We start from the raw sequence: 17,378 nt of genomic DNA, 5'->3' as shown, positions 1-17,378 counted from the left end.
CCTTCTCGTCCTGGCTGCGCGCCGCCCGGCGGGCCGACCGTGACACTTTACGGTGTGCGCACTCCCGCCCACGCGGGGCGGCTCAGCCCTCAAAGACGCGGTGGACGCCCGCCGGGTTGCCCGCGCCCCCGCTGCCTGCCCCGCGCGTTCCCTGCGGATTCCCGGCGTGGGTGATGATGGAGGTGTCCCCCTTCCGAACATCTCCCGAAAGGTTCACTCTCCATGGCACCGCGCATCCTGCTGGCCCGGCACGGACAGACGGAGTGGTCGCTGTCCGGCAAGCACACCGGCAGGACCGACGTACCGCTCCTGGAGGAGGGCCGCCGGGGGGCCAAGCTGCTCGGCGAGCGGCTGCACCGGCCGCCGTACGACGGGCTCGCCGACGCCGAGGTGCGCACCAGCCCGCTGGCACGCGCGCGTGAGACGTGCGAACTGGCGGGCTTCGGCGACCGGGCCACGTCGTGGGACACGCTGATGGAGTGGGACTACGGGGCGTACGAGGGGCTGACCCCGGCGGACATCCAGGCCTCCCGCCCGGGCTGGCTGATCTGGCGGGACGGCGTGCCCGGGGGCGAGACGCTCGCCGAGGTGACCGCGCGGGCGGACGAGGTGGTGTCCTGGGCCCGCTCCGCCGACCGGGACGTGCTGGTCTTCGCCCACGGGCACGTCCTGCGGTCGATCGGCGCCCGGTGGCTGGGCCTGCCGCTGGACTTCGCGGCCAGGATCCGGCTGAACCCGACGTCGCTGTCGGTGCTGGGCTGGGCCTACGGGGAGCCCGCGATCGAGAGCTGGAACGATCTGGGGCACCTGGCGGGCTGACGTCGGCCGGCGTGCCCCTGCGAGGCGCCGTCCTAGACCACCCTCGGTGTCGACGCGTGCCGGTCCAGGAACTCCTGGACCCCGCTCGCCCGCCGGTGCGGCAGCAGCACCCGCGCCGTCCCCGCCAGCATCCCCTGGATCCGCGAGGACTGGACCTGGTCCAGCAGCTCCAGGACCCGCATCCCCGCCGTCGCGGCCTCGTCGGGGCGCCCGCCGCGCGCGAGGTCGTCGGCCAGTTCCGCCGTGTACAGGGCGATGTTCCTGGTGAAGTGCGGGTCCTGCAGCTCGGCGGCCCGGCGCGCGTGCCGCGAGGCCCTGCGCCAGTCGCCCAGCGTCGACCAGCACTGCGCCTCCAACCCCTCCAGTTCGGCCTCTCCGTAGAAGCTCATCCACTCGGGATCGGCGTCCGAGTGGCCCCGCTCGAAGAGGGCCTGCGCACGGGCCAGCGCCTGTTCACAGCCGGTGCGGTCGGCGAGCCCCGCCCAGCCGCCCGCCTCGCGCAGCGCGAGCAGGGACATCAGGCGGGCCGAGCCCAGCGGGCGCGCGACGCGCTGCGCGGCCTGGGCCGCCCGCACCGCCTCCCTGGGCCGCCCGGCGTCCCGGGCCAGGAACGCCGTGTTGCAGAAGGCGTGCGCCTCCAGGCCGGGGTCTCCGGTCATCCGCGCGGTCGCCAGCGCCTCGGCGTAGTGCGAGCGGGCGTCGTCGAAGCGGCCGGAGTCGTGCGCCAGCCATCCCACGGAGATGGCCAGTTCACCGGCGCCCGAGTGCAGCCGCTCGGCGGTCGTCTGCCGGGTCGCGCCGGCGTCAAGGAGCGCGTACGCCGCGCGCAGCGGAGCCGCCGCGCGACGGTACAGCCCGTCCGCGCCGTGCCGGTCGTCCAGCAGCCGGATCCGGCGTACGGCCTCCTCCAGGGCGGTCGCGTGCGCGGTCCCGGCGCGGCGCACCGGCCGGTCCGCCGCCACCGCGTCGATGGTGAAGCCCAGGGGGCCCAGCGTGGCGGCGGCCACCGTGGCGCCCCCGCCGGTCATGAACAGGCGACGCAGCACGTCGCTCTCCTTGTAGTTGTCGTGCGTCTCGAACGGGTCCTGCGGGTTCCGCGTCTCGTGCGGTTCATGCGGGTGGTGCGGGTTCTGCCGGTCGAACGGGTGGTGCGGGTCCTGCGGGTCATACGGCTCGGCGGCCCCCGGCGTCTCAGTCCCGGTGCGGGGGAGGGGCGCACGGGGCACGTCCTCCGCGGTCCGCGCCGCGCGTCCGCGAACGGACGAGCGGGCCGCGAAGCCGAGGTCGGCGAGCGTGCGGCCGGGGAACATATGGAGGAACACCCGTTCGTACGCGTAGTTCGGGCAGCGGATCTCACCCGCCTCGACCCGGCCGATGTACCGCGCGTCACAGCTCACCCGCTCGCCGATCTCGCGGGCGGCACGCCGTACCAGCGCGGCGAACTCGGCCGGCGAGTGCCGGCCGCGCAGCTGCCGGAAGGCGAGGTTCGGCCGTGTCGGCCGATCGGGCTGCGACGAGGTCGTGGTGGACGACGTCATGGCCGGGTCCTCTCGTGCGAACCGTCGAACCATGCCGGACTCGTGGTGAGTTGTCCGAGTGGACCCTTGATTCCGGCGGGCAAGAACGTACCTGCTGTGTCGGACCCGTGACGCAGTGTTTAGCTACAAACCGGATATCTCATCCTCGATCTGCCATGAACTGCCATCCTTTGCGGCTGACTTCCGCCGTAGCCGTTGACGCGGTGGCGCGTTGGACCTCATGGACGGCAAGCGGGCTGCGCGGTGGAGGCCGGGATGGAGACCAGCCAGAGCAACGATCCCTGTACGCCGCCGGAGGCTTCGGCGGCAGACGATGCGGGATGCGACCTCGTGACGGTTCCTGCCCGGCAGGGCCTGGAGGCCGTCGACATCCTGCGCCGGGGAGCCGGAGAGGCCGTGGGGCCGGTGCTCCACGACGACGGGGGCGGCACGCTCGGCTTCGTGGTGCCGGCCGGCACGGCGGCGGGCTGGGACGTCCCCGGCAGCACCTGTACCGGCACCGACGGACGCGGGCTGCGACTCGACCCGCAACCGCCGGGCAACGGTTCCGACTGGCTGCTGCCGCCCGGCGAGGCCGACCCGGCGACCGACCCGGCGGTCCTGCGCCGGGCGCTCGGGGAGGCGGCGCGACTGATCAGGGCCGCGGACAGCTGCCGCTGACCGCCACCCGTGGCCGCCTGGATTTCCCCGGCGGGCGCCGCCTGGGAGAATGGCCCGATGGGCAAGTCCAGGAACACCCGGCGCCGGTCGGCCGCCGCCGAAGCGGTGGTCGAGGCCGTCGACGGCGGCCTCGCGCAGCTCGTACCCGACCCCGACCGCGGCCGCGCCTGGACCCTGCTCATCGACGGTGCCCCGCAGTCCCACGTCGACCTCGACGACCCGGCGTACCTCTCCTTCGAGTACCAGCGCCGCCTCGGCCACGTCGTCGACCTCGTCGCACCGCCGGGCCGGCCGGTGCAGGTGGTGCACCTCGGCGGCGGGGCGTTCACGTTGGCGCGGTACGTCGCGGCGACCCGGCCCCGGTCCACCCAGCAGGTGGTGGAGCGGGACGCGGCCCTGGTCCGGCTGGTGCGCCGCGAGCTGCCGCCGGATCCGGCCGCCCGGATCCGGGTGCGGTCCGTGGACGCCAGGGAGGGACTCGGGAAGATCCCGGAGGCGTGGGCGGACCTGGTCCTCGCGGATGTGTTCAGCGGAGCGCGCACCCCGGCGCATCTGACGTCCACCGAGTTCCTGGACGAGGTGCGCAGGGTGCTGAGGCCGGGGGGCGCCTACGCGGCCAACCTCGCGGACGGGCCGCCGCTCGCCCACCTGAGGGGACAGATCGCCACCGCGGCGGCGCGGTTCACGGAGGTCGCGGTGGTGGCGGATGCGGCGGTCTGGCGGGGGAAACGGTTCGGCAACGCGGTGCTGGTGGCGGCCGACAGGCAGCTGCCCGTCGCCGAGCTGACCCGCCGCTGTGCGTCCGACCCGCACCCGGGGCGGCTCGAACACGGCCGGACCCTGCGGGACTTCACCGGCGGGGCGGTGGCCGTGACCGATGCGGCGGCCGTGGCGTCGCCGGCTCCGCCGCCCTCGGTCTTCCGGTGAGTCCGCGGGTCAGTACGTCTCCACCTGCACCTGCGGTGGGCCGTCGTGCCAGGTGCAGAAGACCGTCACCCGGTCCGTGCTCCTGCTGAACTCGACGCGGATCCAGGTCTCCGTCTTCCACACCTGCATCGACCAGCCCGTGCCCGGCGTCGCCGAGACCAGGGTGGCATCGGCGTCGCCCAGGTCGAAGACCGCCCGCCCGCCGTCGGTGTCGTAGGCCTTCACCCGCCCGGAGGCGGTGGCGGACGCGGTGGCGGTGGCCGAGGGGTCCGAGGTGGTCGCCGGGGTGCGGGAGGGGGCCTGGGTTGAGGTCGCCGACGGGCGCGGGGCGGCGGTCCGCGACGGCGGGCCGGGCGCCGGTGACGTCGGCGGCCGGGCGCCCTGGGTCGTCGGGACGTCGCCCGTCGCCGTGACGGGCAGGGCGCGCGGCGGGTCGTAGGCCGTGCCCGCCATCACCGTGTGCACGCCCCACCACGACAGCGTGGCCGCCGCGCCCGTGGCGAGCAGCCAGGCCAGTACGTGTACGAGTCCTCTGCGCATCGCGGGCCATACTGCCCCAGCGGCAGCGCCGTGCGCACGCGCACCGAGTTGTCCACAGGCCCCGACCGGGCCCCGCCGCATGGCGTACGGTGCGGCGCATGGCAAGTGTGCTCGTGGTCGAGGACGACCAGTTCGTACGCTCGGCGCTCATCCGGCAGCTGACCGACGCCTCGCACACCGTGCGCAGCGTCGGTACGGCACTGGAGGCGCTGCGCGAGGTCGCCCATTTCCGTTTCGACGTGGTCGTCCTGGACCTCGGACTGCCGGACCTGGACGGCTCCGAGGCCCTGAAGATGCTGCGCGGGATCACGGACGTGCCGGTGATCATCGCCACCGCGCGGGACGACGAGGCCGAGATCGTCCGGCTGCTGAACGCCGGCGCGGACGACTACCTGACGAAGCCGTTCTCCGTCGAGCACCTGTCGGCGCGGATGGCGGCCGTACTGCGCCGGGCCCGGTCCGGCGGGGGCGAGCCGCCGTCGTCGAGTGTGCTGCGGGTGGGTGGGCTGGCCGTCGATCCGCTGCGCCGGCAGGCCGAGTTGGACGGCGTACGGCTCGATCTGACCCGGCGGGAGTTCGATCTGCTGGCGTTCCTCGCCGGCCGGCCAGGGGTCGTCGTGCCCCGCCGGGAACTGCTCGCGGAGGTGTGGCAGCAGTCCTACGGGGACGACCAGACGATCGACGTCCACCTGTCGTGGCTCCGCCGGAAGTTGGGGGAGACGGCGGCCCGGCCGCGCTATCTGCACACACTTCGGGGGGTCGGCGTGAAGCTGGAGCCACCGGGCGGGGAAGTGAGGCCGGTCGGATGAGATGGGCACTGGTCAAGGTCTGTCTGGCGGTCACCGCGATGGTCGTGGTCGCCTTCGCGGTCCCGCTCGGCCTGGTCATCAAGGAGATGGCCCGGGACCGCGCCTTCTCCAACGCCGAGCGGCAGGCCGCCGCCGTCGCCCCCGCCCTGTCCATCACCACCGACCGGGACAAGCTGGAGCGGGTGGTCGCCTCGGCGGGCGCCGACCGGGGCATGGCCGTGCACATACCCGCCGCCGGGGGCAACGCGGCCGTCGACATCGGGCGGCAGCGCGCCGCCGACGGGGACATCGCCACCGTCCGGAAGCTGGGGCGGGCCTCCACCACGGGGGTGGCCGGCGGATCGACCCTGCTGCAGCCCGTCGCGCTCGGCTCCGGTGCCATCGCGGTCGTCGAGGTGTACGTCCCCGAGTCCGAGGTGAGCCACGGGGTCCTCGCGGCCTGGGGGGTGCTCGCCGCCGTCGGCCTGGCGCTGATCGTCGGCTCCGTCGCCGTCGCCGACCGGCTGGGCGTGCGGATGGTGCAGCCCGCCCAGCGGCTGGTCGAGGGCGCGCACGAACTGGGGGAGGGCAAGCTGGGGGCGCGGGTGCCCGAGGAGGGGCCGACCGAACTGCGGCTGGCGGCGGCCGCCTTCAACTCCATGGCCGACCAGGTCGTCCAACTGCTGGCCAACGAGCGGGAGCTGGCGGCCGATCTGTCGCACCGGCTGCGCACCCCGCTCACCGTGCTGCGGCTGAACGCGGCCTCCCTCGGGGACGGGACCGCCGCCGAGCAGACCCGGGCCGCCGTCGCACAGCTGGAGCGGGAGGTCGACACCATCATCCGTACCGCCCGGGAGGCCAAGCCGCAGACGGCGGCCGTCGGGCCGGGCGCCGGCTGCGACGCGGCCGAGGTGGTACGGGAGCGGATGGGGTTCTGGTCGGCCCTCGCGGAGGACGAGGGCCGCAAGTGGCGGGTGGCCGGCGTGGACCGGCCGGTCCGCATACCCGTCGCCCGCGCGGACCTGGCCGCCGCCCTGGACGCGCTGCTCGGCAACGTCTTCCGGCACACCGCCGAGGGCACCGCCTTCGCGGTCGACGTGCACAACGCGGACGACGCGGTCATCGTGCTGGTCTCCGACGCCGGGCAGGGCATCCGGGACCCGGAGGCGGCGATGGCCCGTGGCAAGGGGTCCGGAGCGGCCGGTTCGACCGGGCTCGGCCTTGACATCGTGCGCCGGCTCGCCGAGTCGACGGGCGGGGACGTGCGGATCGGCTCGTCGGTGCTCGGCGGGACCGAGGTGCGGATCTGGATCCAGCTGGGCGGCCGGAAGCCGGAGCGCACGGGGCACCGGGGGAGCGTGCGCCGGCGCCGGGCCGGGCACCGGACGCGCACAATTGGTCTCGACCTTTAATCGGTCCCGATCCCTTCCTTAAGCGCGCCCTAAGATCCCGGACGGCCGTCCCCATCAAGCCGTTTGTCCGATTCCCGGTCGCTAGCGTGCTGCCGCATCCCACCCCCTCTCGGCAGGCGAAGGCAGGCACGGCATGAGCACGCACCGGCGCAGGATCAGCAACAGGAGCAAGGCGATCGGCGGTCTGGTCGCGGCGGCCGTCGTCGGCGGCGGCGCGATCGTGTTCAGCGGCATCGCGCAGGCCGCCGGGGTCGGGGCCGCGTACACGAAGACCAGTGACTGGTCGACCGGGTACACCGCGCAGTACGTCGTCACCAACAACAGCGGCGCGACGGAGAAGGACTGGACCCTGGAGTTCGACCTGCCGGCCGGCGCGAAGCTCAGCTCCCTGTGGAACGCCGAGTCCACGGTGAGCGGTCAGCACGTCACCGTGCGGCCGGCGAAGTGGGACACGGACGGCCTCGCGGTCGGCAAGTCGGTCACCGTCGGATTCGTCGTCAACGGCAGCGGGGACCCGACCGGCTGCCGTATCGACAACGCGAGCTGTTCGGCGGGCGGTACGACGACCCCGGAGCCCAGCGGCCGCCCGACCCAGTCCCCCACGCCCACCCCCACACCGACTCCCACGTCCACCCCCACACCGACCCCAACGTCCACCCCTACTCCCACGTCCACTCCCACTCCCAGCCAGAGCACCGGAACCGGCACCACCGCCTCCGCCGGGTTCGCGCCCTACGTGGACACCTCCCTCTACCCGGCGTTCGACCTGCTCGCGGCGGTGAACGCGACCGGCGTGAAGAACTACAACCTCGCCTTCATCACCGACGGCGGCGGCTGCACCCCCAAGTGGGGCGGGGTGTCGGACCTGTCCAGCGACGGGGTCGCCGCCCAGATCGGCGCGCTGCGCGCGAAGGGCGGAGACGTCCGGGTCTCCTTCGGCGGCGCGTCCGGCTCCGAACTCGCCACCACCTGCTCCTCGGCGGACGCGCTGGCGACGGCGTACGGCAAGGTCGTGGACGCCTACAAGCTGACCAAGGTCGACTTCGACGTGGAGGGCGGTGCGCTCCCGAACGGCACGGCGAACACCGCCCGGGCCAAGGCGATAGCCAGGCTCCAGGCGAGCCACCCGGACCTGAACGTCTCCTTCACCCTCCCGGTGATGCCCGAGGGCCTCACCCAGGACGGCGTGAACCTGCTCACCGACGCCAAGGCCAACGGCGTGAAGATCAGCACCGTCAACATCATGGCGATGGACTACGGCGCCTCCTACAACGGTGACATGGGCACCTACGCCACCCAGGCCGCCACCGCCACCCAGGCCCAGATCAAGAGCGTCCTCGGCCTCTCCGACGCCGCCGCCTGGAAGTCCGTCGCGGTCACCCCGATGATCGGCGTCAACGACGTCTCCTCCGAGGTCTTCAAGGTCGACGACGCCACCCAGCTCGCGGACTTCGCCAGGTCCAAGGGCCTCGGCGGCCTGTCGATGTGGTCGGCCACCCGCGACAAGCAGTGCGCGGGCGGCGCCAAGCCCACCGCGGACGCCACCTGCAGCTCGGTCGTCCAGGACCCGTTCGCCTTCTCGAACGCCTTCAAGGCGATCGGCTGACGCGCCCCCTGCCGGTGGCGGTGGAGCGGGCATGAGGGGGAGGAGGGGGCGCGGCACCCCCCAAGGGCCGCGCCCCCTCGGCTCAGGCCACCGCCGGCCGGGCCGGCGGCAGGGTGCCCGTGCGGGCCGCCTGCGCGTACCAGTGCGCGCTGGCCTTCGGGGTGCGGGCGAGGGTCGCGTAGTCGACGTACACCGCGCCGAACCGCTTGCCGTAGCCGTACGCCCACTCGAAGTTGTCCATCAGGGACCACAGGTAGTAGCCGCGCACGTCCGCGCCGTCGTTGATGGCGCGGCGCACCGCCGAAAGGTGGCCGTGCAGGTAGGCGATGCGCTCGGGGTCGTGGACGGTGCCGTCCGGGTCGGGCTTGTCGTCGTAGGCCGCGCCGTTCTCGGTGATGTACAGGGGCAGCCCCGGGGCCTCCCGGGAGTAGCGCATGATCAGCTCGTGCAGGCCCGTCGGGTCGATCGTCCAGCCCATCTCGGTGCGCTCGCCGGGCGTCTGGTGGAAGGTCACGTCCTCGGCGCCCGGCCAGGGCGAGTGGTCGCCGCCGCCGTGGCCGTCCGCGCGCGGGCCGTCCGCCTCGCCGGTGGCCGCGGACACCAGGGCGGGCGTGTAGTAGTTCAGCCCGAGGGCATCCAGCGGCTGGTGGACGGTGGCCAGGTCACCGTCCAGGACGTACGACCAGTCCGTCACGGACGCCGTGGCCTCGAACAACGACTCCGGGTACGCGCCGTGCAGGATCGGGCCGTGGAACACCCCGTTGGCCAGGTCGTCGATCTTCCGGACGGCCACCAGGTCGGCCGGGTCCTGCGACAGCGGCCGTACCACCGAGGAGTTGAGGCTGATCGCCACCTGGTGGTGGGCCGGCAGCACCGAACGCAGCGCCGAAGTGGCCAGGCCGTGGGCCAGGTTGAGGTGGTGCGCGGCGCGCAGGGTGGCCGCCGGGTCGGTACGGCCGGGGGCGTGCACGCCGGAGCCGTAGCCCAGGAAAGCGCTGCACCAGGGTTCGTTGAGGGTGATCCACTGCTCGACGCGGTCGCCGAGCGCCTCGGCGACGATCCCCGCGTACTCGGCGAACCGGTGGGCCGTCTCCCGCTCCGGCCAGCCGCCCGTGTCCTCCAGCTCCTGCGGCAGGTCCCAGTGGTAGAGGGTGACGGCGGGCTTGATGCCCTTCGCCAGCAGCTCGTCCACCAGCCTGCGGTAGAAGTCCAGGCCCACCTGGACCGCCGGACCCCGGCCGGTCGGCTGGACCCGCGACCAGGAGACCGAGAACCGGTACGCGGTCAGGCCGAGGTCCGCCATCAGCGCCACGTCGTCGCGGTAGCGGTGGTAGTGGTCGACGGCGATGTCGCCGGTGTCGCCACCGGCCGTCTTGCCCGGCGTATGGCTGAAGGTGTCCCAGATCGAGGGGGTGCGGCCGTCCTCCCGCACCGCCCCCTCGATCTGGTAGGCGGAGGTCGCGGCGCCCCAGAGGAAGGCCGGAGGAAAGGTCACGGTCAGCGGTTCGGGCATGGAAGCGCTCCCATGGGTCGATGTGCCCCCATTATGCATGGGAGCGCTCCCACGACAAACCCCTGCCCACCGAACCACCACGCGACGCACCCCACGGGGGCGCGGGGGAGCTGCGCAACCAGCGACGACGAGCCTGGGGCCGGGAGCGCCGGTGTCGCGGTGGTCGGGTGGCCGGGGTGGGTGGCGGCCGGGGGTTCGGGCGGTGGTGCCGGGCGGCCGCAAGGGGGTGCGGGGAACTGAGCGACCAACCGCGACGCACCCGGGGCCGGGAGCGCCGGTGCCGCGGCGGTCGGGTGGCCGGCGCCCCGGCGGTCGGGTGGCCGGGCCCCGGCATGAGCCTCGGGGCAGGGGCGCAAGCGTGAGCCTTGGGGCAGGGGTGCAAGCGGGCGCCGGCGACGCGCTCCTCCCGGATGCGCGGCGGCAGCCGCCCCGCGCGGCTCTTCGTTCACCTTCCGGCGCCCCTCCCGGGCGTTCCACGTTCCGACGCGGAAATCCCCGACGCCACCCCCTCCTGACCTGCGACCCCTGTGACGCCTGGGATCGCCGCGCCCGTGACCTGCGTGATTCCAGGACGAGACGAGCCGGTGTCCGGCCGGTGAAACCCGGCGGGGCGACACATTCCCGTGACGTACGGAACACGCTTGGGCAACAACGCCGTTTTCAAGTCTTGACAGCTGGCCCGGCAGGAACCAGTCTTCCGGCATGCCGCGTGGGAGCGGTCCCACGGGTAGTCGGGGGAACGCCTCCCGTGTGCACCGAACCACCCCATGGTCCTTCCCTCTGTTGTCACCGCACCCCGTTGACCAGCACCTTTTCACCGCACACCGAGTGCTGTGGGCCGGCCGCTGCTCGCACCGAGAGGGCAGGTCCGGACCGTCGGACCCCGGCGGTCTGCTTCCTGAGATCCCGTTCCCCACTGGAACAAGGAGTAGTGGAATGCGCATCACCCGTCCCGGCGGTCGCGGCCGCAGAGCTGCGGCCCTGACCACAACGGTTCTGACCGCCTCGGCCCTGCTGCTGACCGGTTGCAGCAGCGACAGCAACTCGGACAGCTCGGACTCCAACGGGAACATCACTCTCAAGGTGGCCGACTTCGGCCAGTTCGGCTACAAGGAAGCCGACCTGTTCGCGAAGTACCACAAGCTGCACCCGAAGATCACGGTGAAGGAAGAGACCACCGCGAACGAGCAGGACTACTACCCGAAGCTCCTTCAGCAGCTGAACACGGGCAGTGGCCTGGCGGACGTCACGGGCATCGAGGTGGGGCGCATCAAGGAGGTCGCCGACACCCAGGCGGCCAAGTTCACCGACCTGAGCAAGACGATCGACGTGAACGACTGGGTCTCCTGGAAGGAGAAGCAGGCCACCGCCAAGGACGGCACGGTCATAGGCGCCGGCACCGACATCGGCCCGATGTCCCTGTGCTACCGCCGGGACCTCTTCCAGCAGGCGGGCCTGCCCACCGACCGCGACGCCGTCGCCAAGGCCGTCGCGGGCGGCTGGGAGGACTACCTCAAGCTCGGCGAGCAGTACAAGAAGAAGGCCCCCTCCGGGACCTACTTCATGGACTCCGCGAGCGCCATGTACAACGCGGTGGTCAGCTCCTCCGCGCAGCAGTACTACGACGCCGACGGCAAGGCGATCTACAAGGACAGCCCCTCCGTGCAGCAGGGCTGGAACCTGGCCGCCGAGGCCGCGTCGAAGAAGCTGACCCACGGCCTCGCGCAGTTCACCGACGCCTGGACGGCGGCGCTGCGCAAGGGCAGCGTGGCCACCGTGGCCTGCCCCGCCTGGATGGCCGGCCAGATCTCCACCAACTCCGGTGACGCCTTCAAGGGCAAGTGGGACATCGCCAAGGCACCCGGTACGACCGCCGCCAACTGGGGCGGCTCCTTCCTGGCCGTGCCCAAGAGCGGCAAGCACACCAAGGAGGCCGCCGAGCTCGTCAAGTGGCTGACCGCTCCGGAGCAGCAGGCCGAGGTGTTCAAGGCGATCGGTGTCTTCCCGTCGAACAAGGGCGCCTATGAACTCGCCAGCGTGAAGAACGCGACGCTGCCGTACTTCAACAACGCGCCGATCGGCCAGATCTACGCCGACGAGGCCAAGTCCATCCCCGAGGCGGTGCTCGGCCCGAAGGACGCGACGATCAAGGACACGATCTCCACGCAGATCAACAACATGGAGCAGCGGGGCACCAAGCCCGCCGACGCGTGGAAGGCCGCGACCGACGCGATCGACAAGGTGATCGGCTGACGACCCGCGGTGCGGGCGGCCCACCGGCCGCCCGCGCCGCGCTGTGGCGTCCGGGGCCGTGCGGCCGCGGACGCCACCGGGGCGGCCTCCGCCCCGAACGCCGTCACCCGGACCGGCGGACGGGACTCCGTACCGGGACCCGTCGGTACGGGCGGCGGTCCGCGCGTCGGTGTCCGGCACGTGGGTAGGACGTGCCGGGCACCGGCGCGCGGTGGTCCCGCGACCGGCGGCCCCCGACCCCGCCCGGTCCGGCCCGGTCTCGCCCGGTCCGGCCCGGTCCGGTCTCGCCCGGTCCGGCCCGGTCCGGTCTCGCCCGGTCCGGCCCGCCCGGTCCGGCCCGCCCGGTCCGGTCCGGCCCGCCCGGTCCGGTCCGGTCCGCCCGGTCCGGTCCGGTCCGCCCGGTGCGGCCCGCCCGGCCCGGTCCGCCCGGCCCGGTCCGCCCAGTCCGGTCCGCCCGGCCCGGTCCCGCCCGTCCCACCGGCCCCGTCCCGCCCCCGTTCCCCGGCCGAACCCCCAGGAAGGAAATCCCCCGTGGCAACGACAACACCCACACGGGGTGCCCCCACCCCGCCCGCCGGCGGCTCCGGTACCGCGCCGAACGGACGCGGCGCCTGGCGCAGCCGGCTGTGGCGCTTCGACGACCTCGCGTCCCCGTACGCGTACATCGCCCCGTTCTTCCTCATCTTCGGTGCCTTCGGGCTCTACCCCCTCATCTACACCGGGTGGATCGCCCTGCACCGGGTGGAGATGACGAGCCTCAGCACGTCGGAGTGGGTCGGCTTCGACAACTTCACCAAGATCCTCCAGGACTCGGAGTTCTGGACGGCCGTCTCCAACACCTTCCTGATCGGCGTCATCTCGACCGTCCCGCAGCTGCTCGTGGCCCTCGGCCTCGCCCACCTCCTCAACTACAAGCTGCGCGCCAGCACGTTCTGGCGGACGGTCGTCCTCACCCCGTACGCCACCTCGGTGGCGACCGCGGCCCTGGTCTTCGCCCTGGTGTTCCGCGCCGACGGCGGCATCCTCAACTGGGTGCTGCACTTCGTCGGCATCGGCAACACCGACTGGGGCAACGGCGAATGGACCTCGAAGATCGCCATCTCGGTCATCGTGATCTGGCGCTGGACCGGCTACAACGCGCTGATCTACCTGGCCGCCATGCAGGCCGTGCCCACCGACCTGTACGAGGCCGCGTCCATCGACGGGGCGACCCGCTGGCAGCAGTTCCGCAAGGTGACCATCCCCTCGCTGCGGCCGACGATCCTGTTCACCATCGTCATCTCGACGATCGGCTCCATGCAGTTGTTCGGTGAGCCGCTGCTGCTCCAGGGCGGCACGCTCGGCTCCACCGGCGGCAACGAGCACCAGTACGAAACCCTCAGCATCTACCTCTACAACTACGGCTGGAAGCTGGGGCACCTCGGTCCGGCCGCGGCGGTCGCCTGGGCGATGCTCGCCCTGCTGCTGCTCATCGCCCTGATCAACCTGATCGTCGGCCGGTTCCTGCGCAAGAGCGCGGCCTGACGGGAGCGATATCGATGACCACGACCAGCCCCACCAACACCGCGCCGGGCCTCGACCCGCTGCCGCCGGCCGCCGCCCCGGCCAGGAACCGCGTACGGCTCAAGCTCGGCGCCGGGCAGCAGCTCAAGGGCGGCCCCCTCACCTACCTCGCCCTGGTCGTCGTCGGCCTGGGCTCGATCTTCCCGCTGTACTGGACGCTGGTGGCCGCCTCGCACGACCAGCAGCGGGTCCTCGACAGCCCGCCCCCGCTGCTGCCGGGCGGCAGGCTGTGGAGCAACCTCCAGACCGCCTGGGACCAGGCCAACCTGGGCAAGGCGATCGTCAACAGCGTGATCGTGTCGGGCTGCATCACCGCGGCCACCCTGTTCTTCTGCACCCTGGCCGGCTACGCCTTCGCCAAGATGCGGTTCCGCGGCCGGGGGGCCCTGATGACCGCCGTCATCGCCACCCTGACGATCCCGCCGCAGCTCAGCGTCGTACCGCTGTTCATGATGATGGCCGACATCGGCTGGGGCGGAAAGCTGGAGTCGGTGATCTTCCCGACCCTGGTCGGCGCCTTCGGTGTCTTCTTCATGCGCCAGTACCTGCTGGAGGCCCTGCCCTACGAACTCATCGAGGCGGCCAAGGTGGACGGCGCGACCAACATCCGCATCGTGTGGAACGTGGTGCTGCCCGCCGCCCGGCCCGCGATGATGGTGCTGGGCATGCTCACCTTCGTCCAGGCGTGGAACGACTTCTTCTGGCCCTTCCTCGCGCTGAGCCAGGACAACCCCACCCTCCAGGTCGCCCTCGGCCAGCTCAGCGCCTCCTACACCCCCGACCAGAGCATCGTCATGGCCGGCGCGCTGATCAGCACCCTCCCACTGCTGCTGGTCTTCGTGATCTTCGGCAAGCAGATCGTCGGAGGAATCATGGCGGGCGCCGTCAAGGGCTGACCCGGGCCGCCCCGGCCCGGCCGGGCGGCACCCCCTCTCGCAGCAGCACCCCGTCGGACTCCCCCTGCCCCCTTTCCCACGCCACTTCGGGAGCGTTCTCACCATGACCGCCGTACGAACCGAGGCCAGCGCCCAGTCGGCCTCCCACACCTCCTTCCCGCCCGGCTTCGTCTGGGGTGCCGCCACCGCCGCGTACCAGGTGGAGGGGGCCGCCGCCGAGGACGGCCGCACCCCCTCCATCTGGGACACCTTCAGCCACACCCCCGGGAAGGTCCGCAACGGCGACACCGGTGACATCGCCGCCGACCACTACCACCGGTACAAGGACGACGTGGCCCTGATGAAGGACCTCGGTCTCAAGGCCTACCGGTTCTCCGTCTCCTGGTCCCGGGTGCAGCCCACCGGCCGCGGACCCGCCGTCGAGCGCGGGCTGGACTTCTACCGGCGGCTCACCGACGAACTCCTCACCGCCGGCATCACCCCGGTCGCCACCCTCTACCACTGGGACCTGCCCCAGGAACTGGAGGACGCGGGCGGCTGGCCGCAGCGGGACACCGCGTACCGCTTCGCCGACTACGCCGAGATCATGGCCCGCGCCCTGGGCGACCGCGTGGGCGTGTGGACCACCCTCAACGAGCCCTGGTGCAGCGCCTTCCTGGGCTACGGCTCCGGCGTGCACGCCCCCGGCCGTACCGACCCGGCGGCCACCCTGCGCGCCGCGCACCACCTGAACCTGGCCCACGGCCGGGCGGTCGGGGCGCTGCGGGACAACCTGCCGGCGACCGCGCAGACCTCCATCACCCTCAACCTGCACGAGGTGCGCCCGCTGACCGACAGCGCCGCGGACGCCGAGGCGGCCCGCCGTATCGACGCGGTCGGCAACCGGATCTTCACCGGCCCGATCCTGGACGGCGCCTACCCCGAGGACCTGCTCGCCGACACCGGGCACCTCGTCGACTGGGCGGAGCTGATCCACGACGGCGACCTCACCGACATCTCCCGCCCCATCGACCTGCTCGGCGTCAACTACTACTCCCCGACCGTGGTCTCCGCGGCCGTCGAGGGCGACGCGAGCACCCGCGACGACGGGCACGGCGCGAGCGACCACTCCCCGTGGACGGGCGCCGACGACGTGGCCTTCCACCTGGCCAACGACCAGCTCACCGCGATGAACTGGGCCATCGACCCGCGCGGCCTGCACACCCTGCTGACCGGCCTCGCCGCCTCGCACCCCCGGCTGCCCCTGATGGTCACCGAGAACGGCGCCGCCTTCGACGACTACGTCTCTCCCGAGGGCCGGGTCAACGACCCGCAGCGGATCGCCTACCTGCACGCCCACCTGGACGCCGTCCGGCAGGCCGTCGCCGACGGAGCGGACGTCCGCGGCTACTTCCTGTGGTCCCTGCTGGACAACTTCGAGTGGTCCTACGGCTACTCGAAGCGTTTCGGCGCCGTCTACGTCGACTACGGCACCCAGCGCCGCATCCCCAAGGCGAGCGCACACTGGTACGCGGAGGTGATCCGCCAGAACGCCCTGCCGGCCGCCGGCCACCAGGGCTGACCCGGCACGGCTGTTACATTCCTGGCCTGAAAGCTGCGAACGGAAGGCGGCGACCATGACGGTCAAGGGCGAGCGGGGCCGAGGTGCCCGGCGGCCGACCCTGGAGGAGGTCGCCGCCCGGGCCGGCGTGGGCCGCGGCACGGTGTCGCGGGTGATCAACGGCTCGCCGCGGGTCAGCGACGCGACCCGGGCGGCCGTCGAGGCGGCCGTCAACGAACTCGGCTACGTGCCCAACACCGCCGCCCGCGCGCTGGCCGCCAACCGCACGGACGCCATCGCCCTGGTCGTCCCGGAGCCGGAGACCCGGTTCTTCGCGGAGCCGTACTTCTCCGACATGCTCAGCGGCGTGGGTGCGGAACTCTCCGACACCCAGATGCAGTTGCTGCTGATCTTCGCGGGCAGCGACCGGGAGCGGGAGCGGCTCGCCCAGTACCTGGCCGCCCACCGCGTGGACGGCGTCCTGCTGGTGTCCGTGCACGCCGACGACCCACTGCCCGACCTGCTCGCCCAGCTGGACATCCCCGCGGTGATCAGCGGCCCGCGCTCCGCCGCCGAGTCGCTGACGTCGGTCGACTCCGACAACTACGGCGGCGGCCGCTCGGCCGTCGAGCACCTGCTGGCCGGCGGCCGCCGGACGATCGCGCACATCACCGGCCGCCTGGACGTGTACGGCGCCCAGCGGCGCGTCGACGGCTACCGCGACGCCCTGCGCGACGCCGGCCACCAGGTGAACGAACTCCTCATCGAACCGGGGGACTTCACCGAGGAGGGCGGCCGGCGCGCGATGACCCGGCTGCTGGAGCGCGAGCCCGCGCTGGACGCGGTCTTCGCCGGCTCCGACGTGACGGCGGCGGGCGCCCGCCAGGTGCTGCGCGAGGCGGGCCGCCGCATCCCCGACGACGTGGCACTGGTCGGGTACGACGACTCGGCCATCGCCCGCCACATGGAACCGCCGCTCACCAGCGTCCGCCAGCCCATAGTGGAGATGGGCCGCGCGATGATCGACCTCCTGCTGGCCGAGATCGCCGACCGCCGCCCGGCCGAATCCCGCGGCCCGGAACGCAGACACGCGGTACTCCCCACAGAACTGGTAATCCGAACATCCTCCTAACGCCCCGGCCCCCGGCCCCCGGCCCCGGCCTCCGGCCCCGGCCCCCGGCCTCCGGCCCCGGCCCCCGGCCTCCGGCCCCGGCCCCCGGCCCCGGCCCCCGGCCTCCGGCCTCGGCCCCCGGCCTCCGGCCTCGGCCCCCGGCCTCCGGCCTCGGCCCCCGGCCTCCGGCCGATCGGTAGAGCACCCGGCTG

General features: G+C 72.9%; 14 protein-coding genes. 11 read left to right on the top strand and 3 right to left on the bottom strand.

Annotated features, from left to right (window positions below; translation table 11 throughout):
* Positions 1 to 222 precede the first annotated feature (222 nt).
* Positions 223 to 819 (top strand): histidine phosphatase family protein, encoded by a 597-nt coding sequence (locus tag AB0958_RS37820; protein WP_366895022.1) that lies wholly within the window; start codon positions 223 to 225, stop codon positions 817 to 819.
* Between the two features lie 32 nt (positions 820 to 851).
* Here AB0958_RS37820 and AB0958_RS37815 read toward each other — a convergent pair whose 3' ends face one another.
* Positions 852 to 2,357: a hypothetical protein gene (locus tag AB0958_RS37815; RefSeq protein WP_366895021.1), complete on the bottom strand. Its 1,506-nt coding sequence runs from the start codon at positions 2,355 to 2,357 to the stop codon at positions 852 to 854.
* A 255-nt stretch (positions 2,358 to 2,612) separates the two neighbouring features.
* Here AB0958_RS37815 and AB0958_RS37810 point away from each other — a divergent pair, with 255 nt between their 5' ends.
* Both AB0958_RS37810 and AB0958_RS37805 read left to right on the top strand, forming a co-directional pair.
* Positions 2,613 to 3,017 carry a hypothetical protein gene (locus AB0958_RS37810; RefSeq protein ID WP_366895020.1) on the top strand — a complete coding sequence of 135 codons (405 nt, stop codon included), beginning with the start codon at positions 2,613 to 2,615 and terminating at the stop codon, positions 3,015 to 3,017.
* 57 nt (positions 3,018 to 3,074) lie between these two features.
* Positions 3,075 to 3,944, top strand: coding sequence for a fused MFS/spermidine synthase (locus tag AB0958_RS37805; RefSeq protein ID WP_366895019.1), 870 nt, complete (start codon positions 3,075 to 3,077; stop codon positions 3,942 to 3,944).
* 9 nt (positions 3,945 to 3,953) lie between these two features.
* Here AB0958_RS37805 and AB0958_RS37800 read toward each other — a convergent pair whose 3' ends face one another.
* On the bottom strand, positions 3,954 to 4,484 hold the full coding sequence (locus AB0958_RS37800; protein ID WP_366895018.1) for a hypothetical protein: 531 nt from the start codon (positions 4,482 to 4,484) through the stop codon (positions 3,954 to 3,956).
* A 98-nt stretch (positions 4,485 to 4,582) separates the two neighbouring features.
* On the opposite strand from AB0958_RS37800, the gene AB0958_RS37795 reads away from it, so the two are divergent.
* The 3 genes from AB0958_RS37795 to AB0958_RS37785 all read left to right on the top strand — a co-directional run bounded on the left by AB0958_RS37795 (position 4,583) and on the right by AB0958_RS37785 (position 8,290).
* Entirely contained in the window at positions 4,583 to 5,293 is a 711-nt protein-coding gene (locus AB0958_RS37795) for a response regulator transcription factor (protein WP_366895017.1), read from the top strand.
* The gene (locus AB0958_RS37790; RefSeq protein ID WP_366895016.1) at positions 5,290 to 6,684 is read left to right on the top strand and encodes a HAMP domain-containing sensor histidine kinase; all 1,395 of its coding nucleotides are present in this window, start codon (positions 5,290 to 5,292) and stop codon (positions 6,682 to 6,684) included. Before AB0958_RS37795 ends, AB0958_RS37790 begins: the two co-directional genes overlap by 4 nt.
* Positions 6,685 to 6,817: 133 nt before the next feature.
* Complete coding sequence (locus tag AB0958_RS37785) at positions 6,818 to 8,290, top strand: cellulose binding domain-containing protein (RefSeq protein ID WP_366895015.1); 1,473 nt, start codon at positions 6,818 to 6,820, stop codon at positions 8,288 to 8,290.
* Positions 8,291 to 8,372: 82 nt separating this feature from the next.
* Here AB0958_RS37785 and AB0958_RS37780 read toward each other — a convergent pair whose 3' ends face one another.
* Positions 8,373 to 9,803, bottom strand: coding sequence for a GH1 family beta-glucosidase (locus AB0958_RS37780; RefSeq protein WP_366895014.1), 1,431 nt, complete (start codon positions 9,801 to 9,803; stop codon positions 8,373 to 8,375).
* 936 nt (positions 9,804 to 10,739) lie between these two features.
* Here AB0958_RS37780 and AB0958_RS37775 point away from each other — a divergent pair.
* From AB0958_RS37775 to AB0958_RS37755, 5 genes are all read left to right on the top strand, one after another.
* Entirely contained in the window at positions 10,740 to 12,056 is a 1,317-nt protein-coding gene (locus AB0958_RS37775) for an extracellular solute-binding protein (protein WP_366895013.1), read from the top strand.
* A 531-nt stretch (positions 12,057 to 12,587) separates the two neighbouring features.
* Positions 12,588 to 13,580 carry a sugar ABC transporter permease gene (locus AB0958_RS37770; RefSeq protein ID WP_360565751.1) on the top strand — a complete coding sequence of 331 codons (993 nt, stop codon included), beginning with the start codon at positions 12,588 to 12,590 and terminating at the stop codon, positions 13,578 to 13,580.
* Between the two features lie 14 nt (positions 13,581 to 13,594).
* Complete coding sequence (locus AB0958_RS37765; RefSeq protein WP_366895012.1) at positions 13,595 to 14,515, top strand: carbohydrate ABC transporter permease; 921 nt, start codon at positions 13,595 to 13,597, stop codon at positions 14,513 to 14,515.
* Between the two features lie 103 nt (positions 14,516 to 14,618).
* Entirely contained in the window at positions 14,619 to 16,076 is a 1,458-nt protein-coding gene (locus AB0958_RS37760) for a GH1 family beta-glucosidase (RefSeq protein ID WP_366895011.1), read from the top strand.
* 55 nt (positions 16,077 to 16,131) lie between these two features.
* Complete coding sequence (locus tag AB0958_RS37755; RefSeq protein WP_366895010.1) at positions 16,132 to 17,187, top strand: LacI family DNA-binding transcriptional regulator; 1,056 nt, start codon at positions 16,132 to 16,134, stop codon at positions 17,185 to 17,187.
* Positions 17,188 to 17,378 lie beyond the last annotated feature (191 nt).

This window comes from Streptomyces sp. NPDC006655 (assembly GCF_040703965.1).
In the GTDB taxonomy this organism is placed as follows: domain Bacteria; phylum Actinomycetota; class Actinomycetes; order Streptomycetales; family Streptomycetaceae; genus Streptomyces.
This window is presented reverse-complemented; position numbering and strand designations above follow the sequence as displayed.

Bases quoted from the DNA above. Each gene is read 5' to 3' on its own strand.
- AB0958_RS37775 (WP_366895013.1), top strand. From the start codon at position 10,740: ATGCGCATCACCCGTCCCGGCGGTCGCGGCCGCAGAGCTGCGGCCCTG.
- AB0958_RS37820 (WP_366895022.1), top strand. From the start codon at position 223: ATGGCACCGCGCATCCTGCTGGCCCGGCACGGACAGACGGAGTGGTCG.
- AB0958_RS37790 (WP_366895016.1), top strand. From the start codon at position 5,290: ATGAGATGGGCACTGGTCAAGGTCTGTCTGGCGGTCACCGCGATGGTC.
- AB0958_RS37810 (WP_366895020.1), top strand. From the start codon at position 2,613: ATGGAGACCAGCCAGAGCAACGATCCCTGTACGCCGCCGGAGGCTTCG.
- AB0958_RS37795 (WP_366895017.1), top strand. From the start codon at position 4,583: ATGGCAAGTGTGCTCGTGGTCGAGGACGACCAGTTCGTACGCTCGGCG.
- AB0958_RS37815 (WP_366895021.1), bottom strand. From the start codon at position 2,357: ATGACGTCGTCCACCACGACCTCGTCGCAGCCCGATCGGCCGACACGG.
- AB0958_RS37800 (WP_366895018.1), bottom strand. From the start codon at position 4,484: ATGCGCAGAGGACTCGTACACGTACTGGCCTGGCTGCTCGCCACGGGC.
- AB0958_RS37785 (WP_366895015.1), top strand. From the start codon at position 6,818: ATGAGCACGCACCGGCGCAGGATCAGCAACAGGAGCAAGGCGATCGGC.
- AB0958_RS37780 (WP_366895014.1), bottom strand. From the start codon at position 9,803: ATGCCCGAACCGCTGACCGTGACCTTTCCTCCGGCCTTCCTCTGGGGC.
- AB0958_RS37805 (WP_366895019.1), top strand. From the start codon at position 3,075: ATGGGCAAGTCCAGGAACACCCGGCGCCGGTCGGCCGCCGCCGAAGCG.
- AB0958_RS37755 (WP_366895010.1), top strand. From the start codon at position 16,132: ATGACGGTCAAGGGCGAGCGGGGCCGAGGTGCCCGGCGGCCGACCCTG.
- AB0958_RS37760 (WP_366895011.1), top strand. From the start codon at position 14,619: ATGACCGCCGTACGAACCGAGGCCAGCGCCCAGTCGGCCTCCCACACC.
- AB0958_RS37765 (WP_366895012.1), top strand. From the start codon at position 13,595: ATGACCACGACCAGCCCCACCAACACCGCGCCGGGCCTCGACCCGCTG.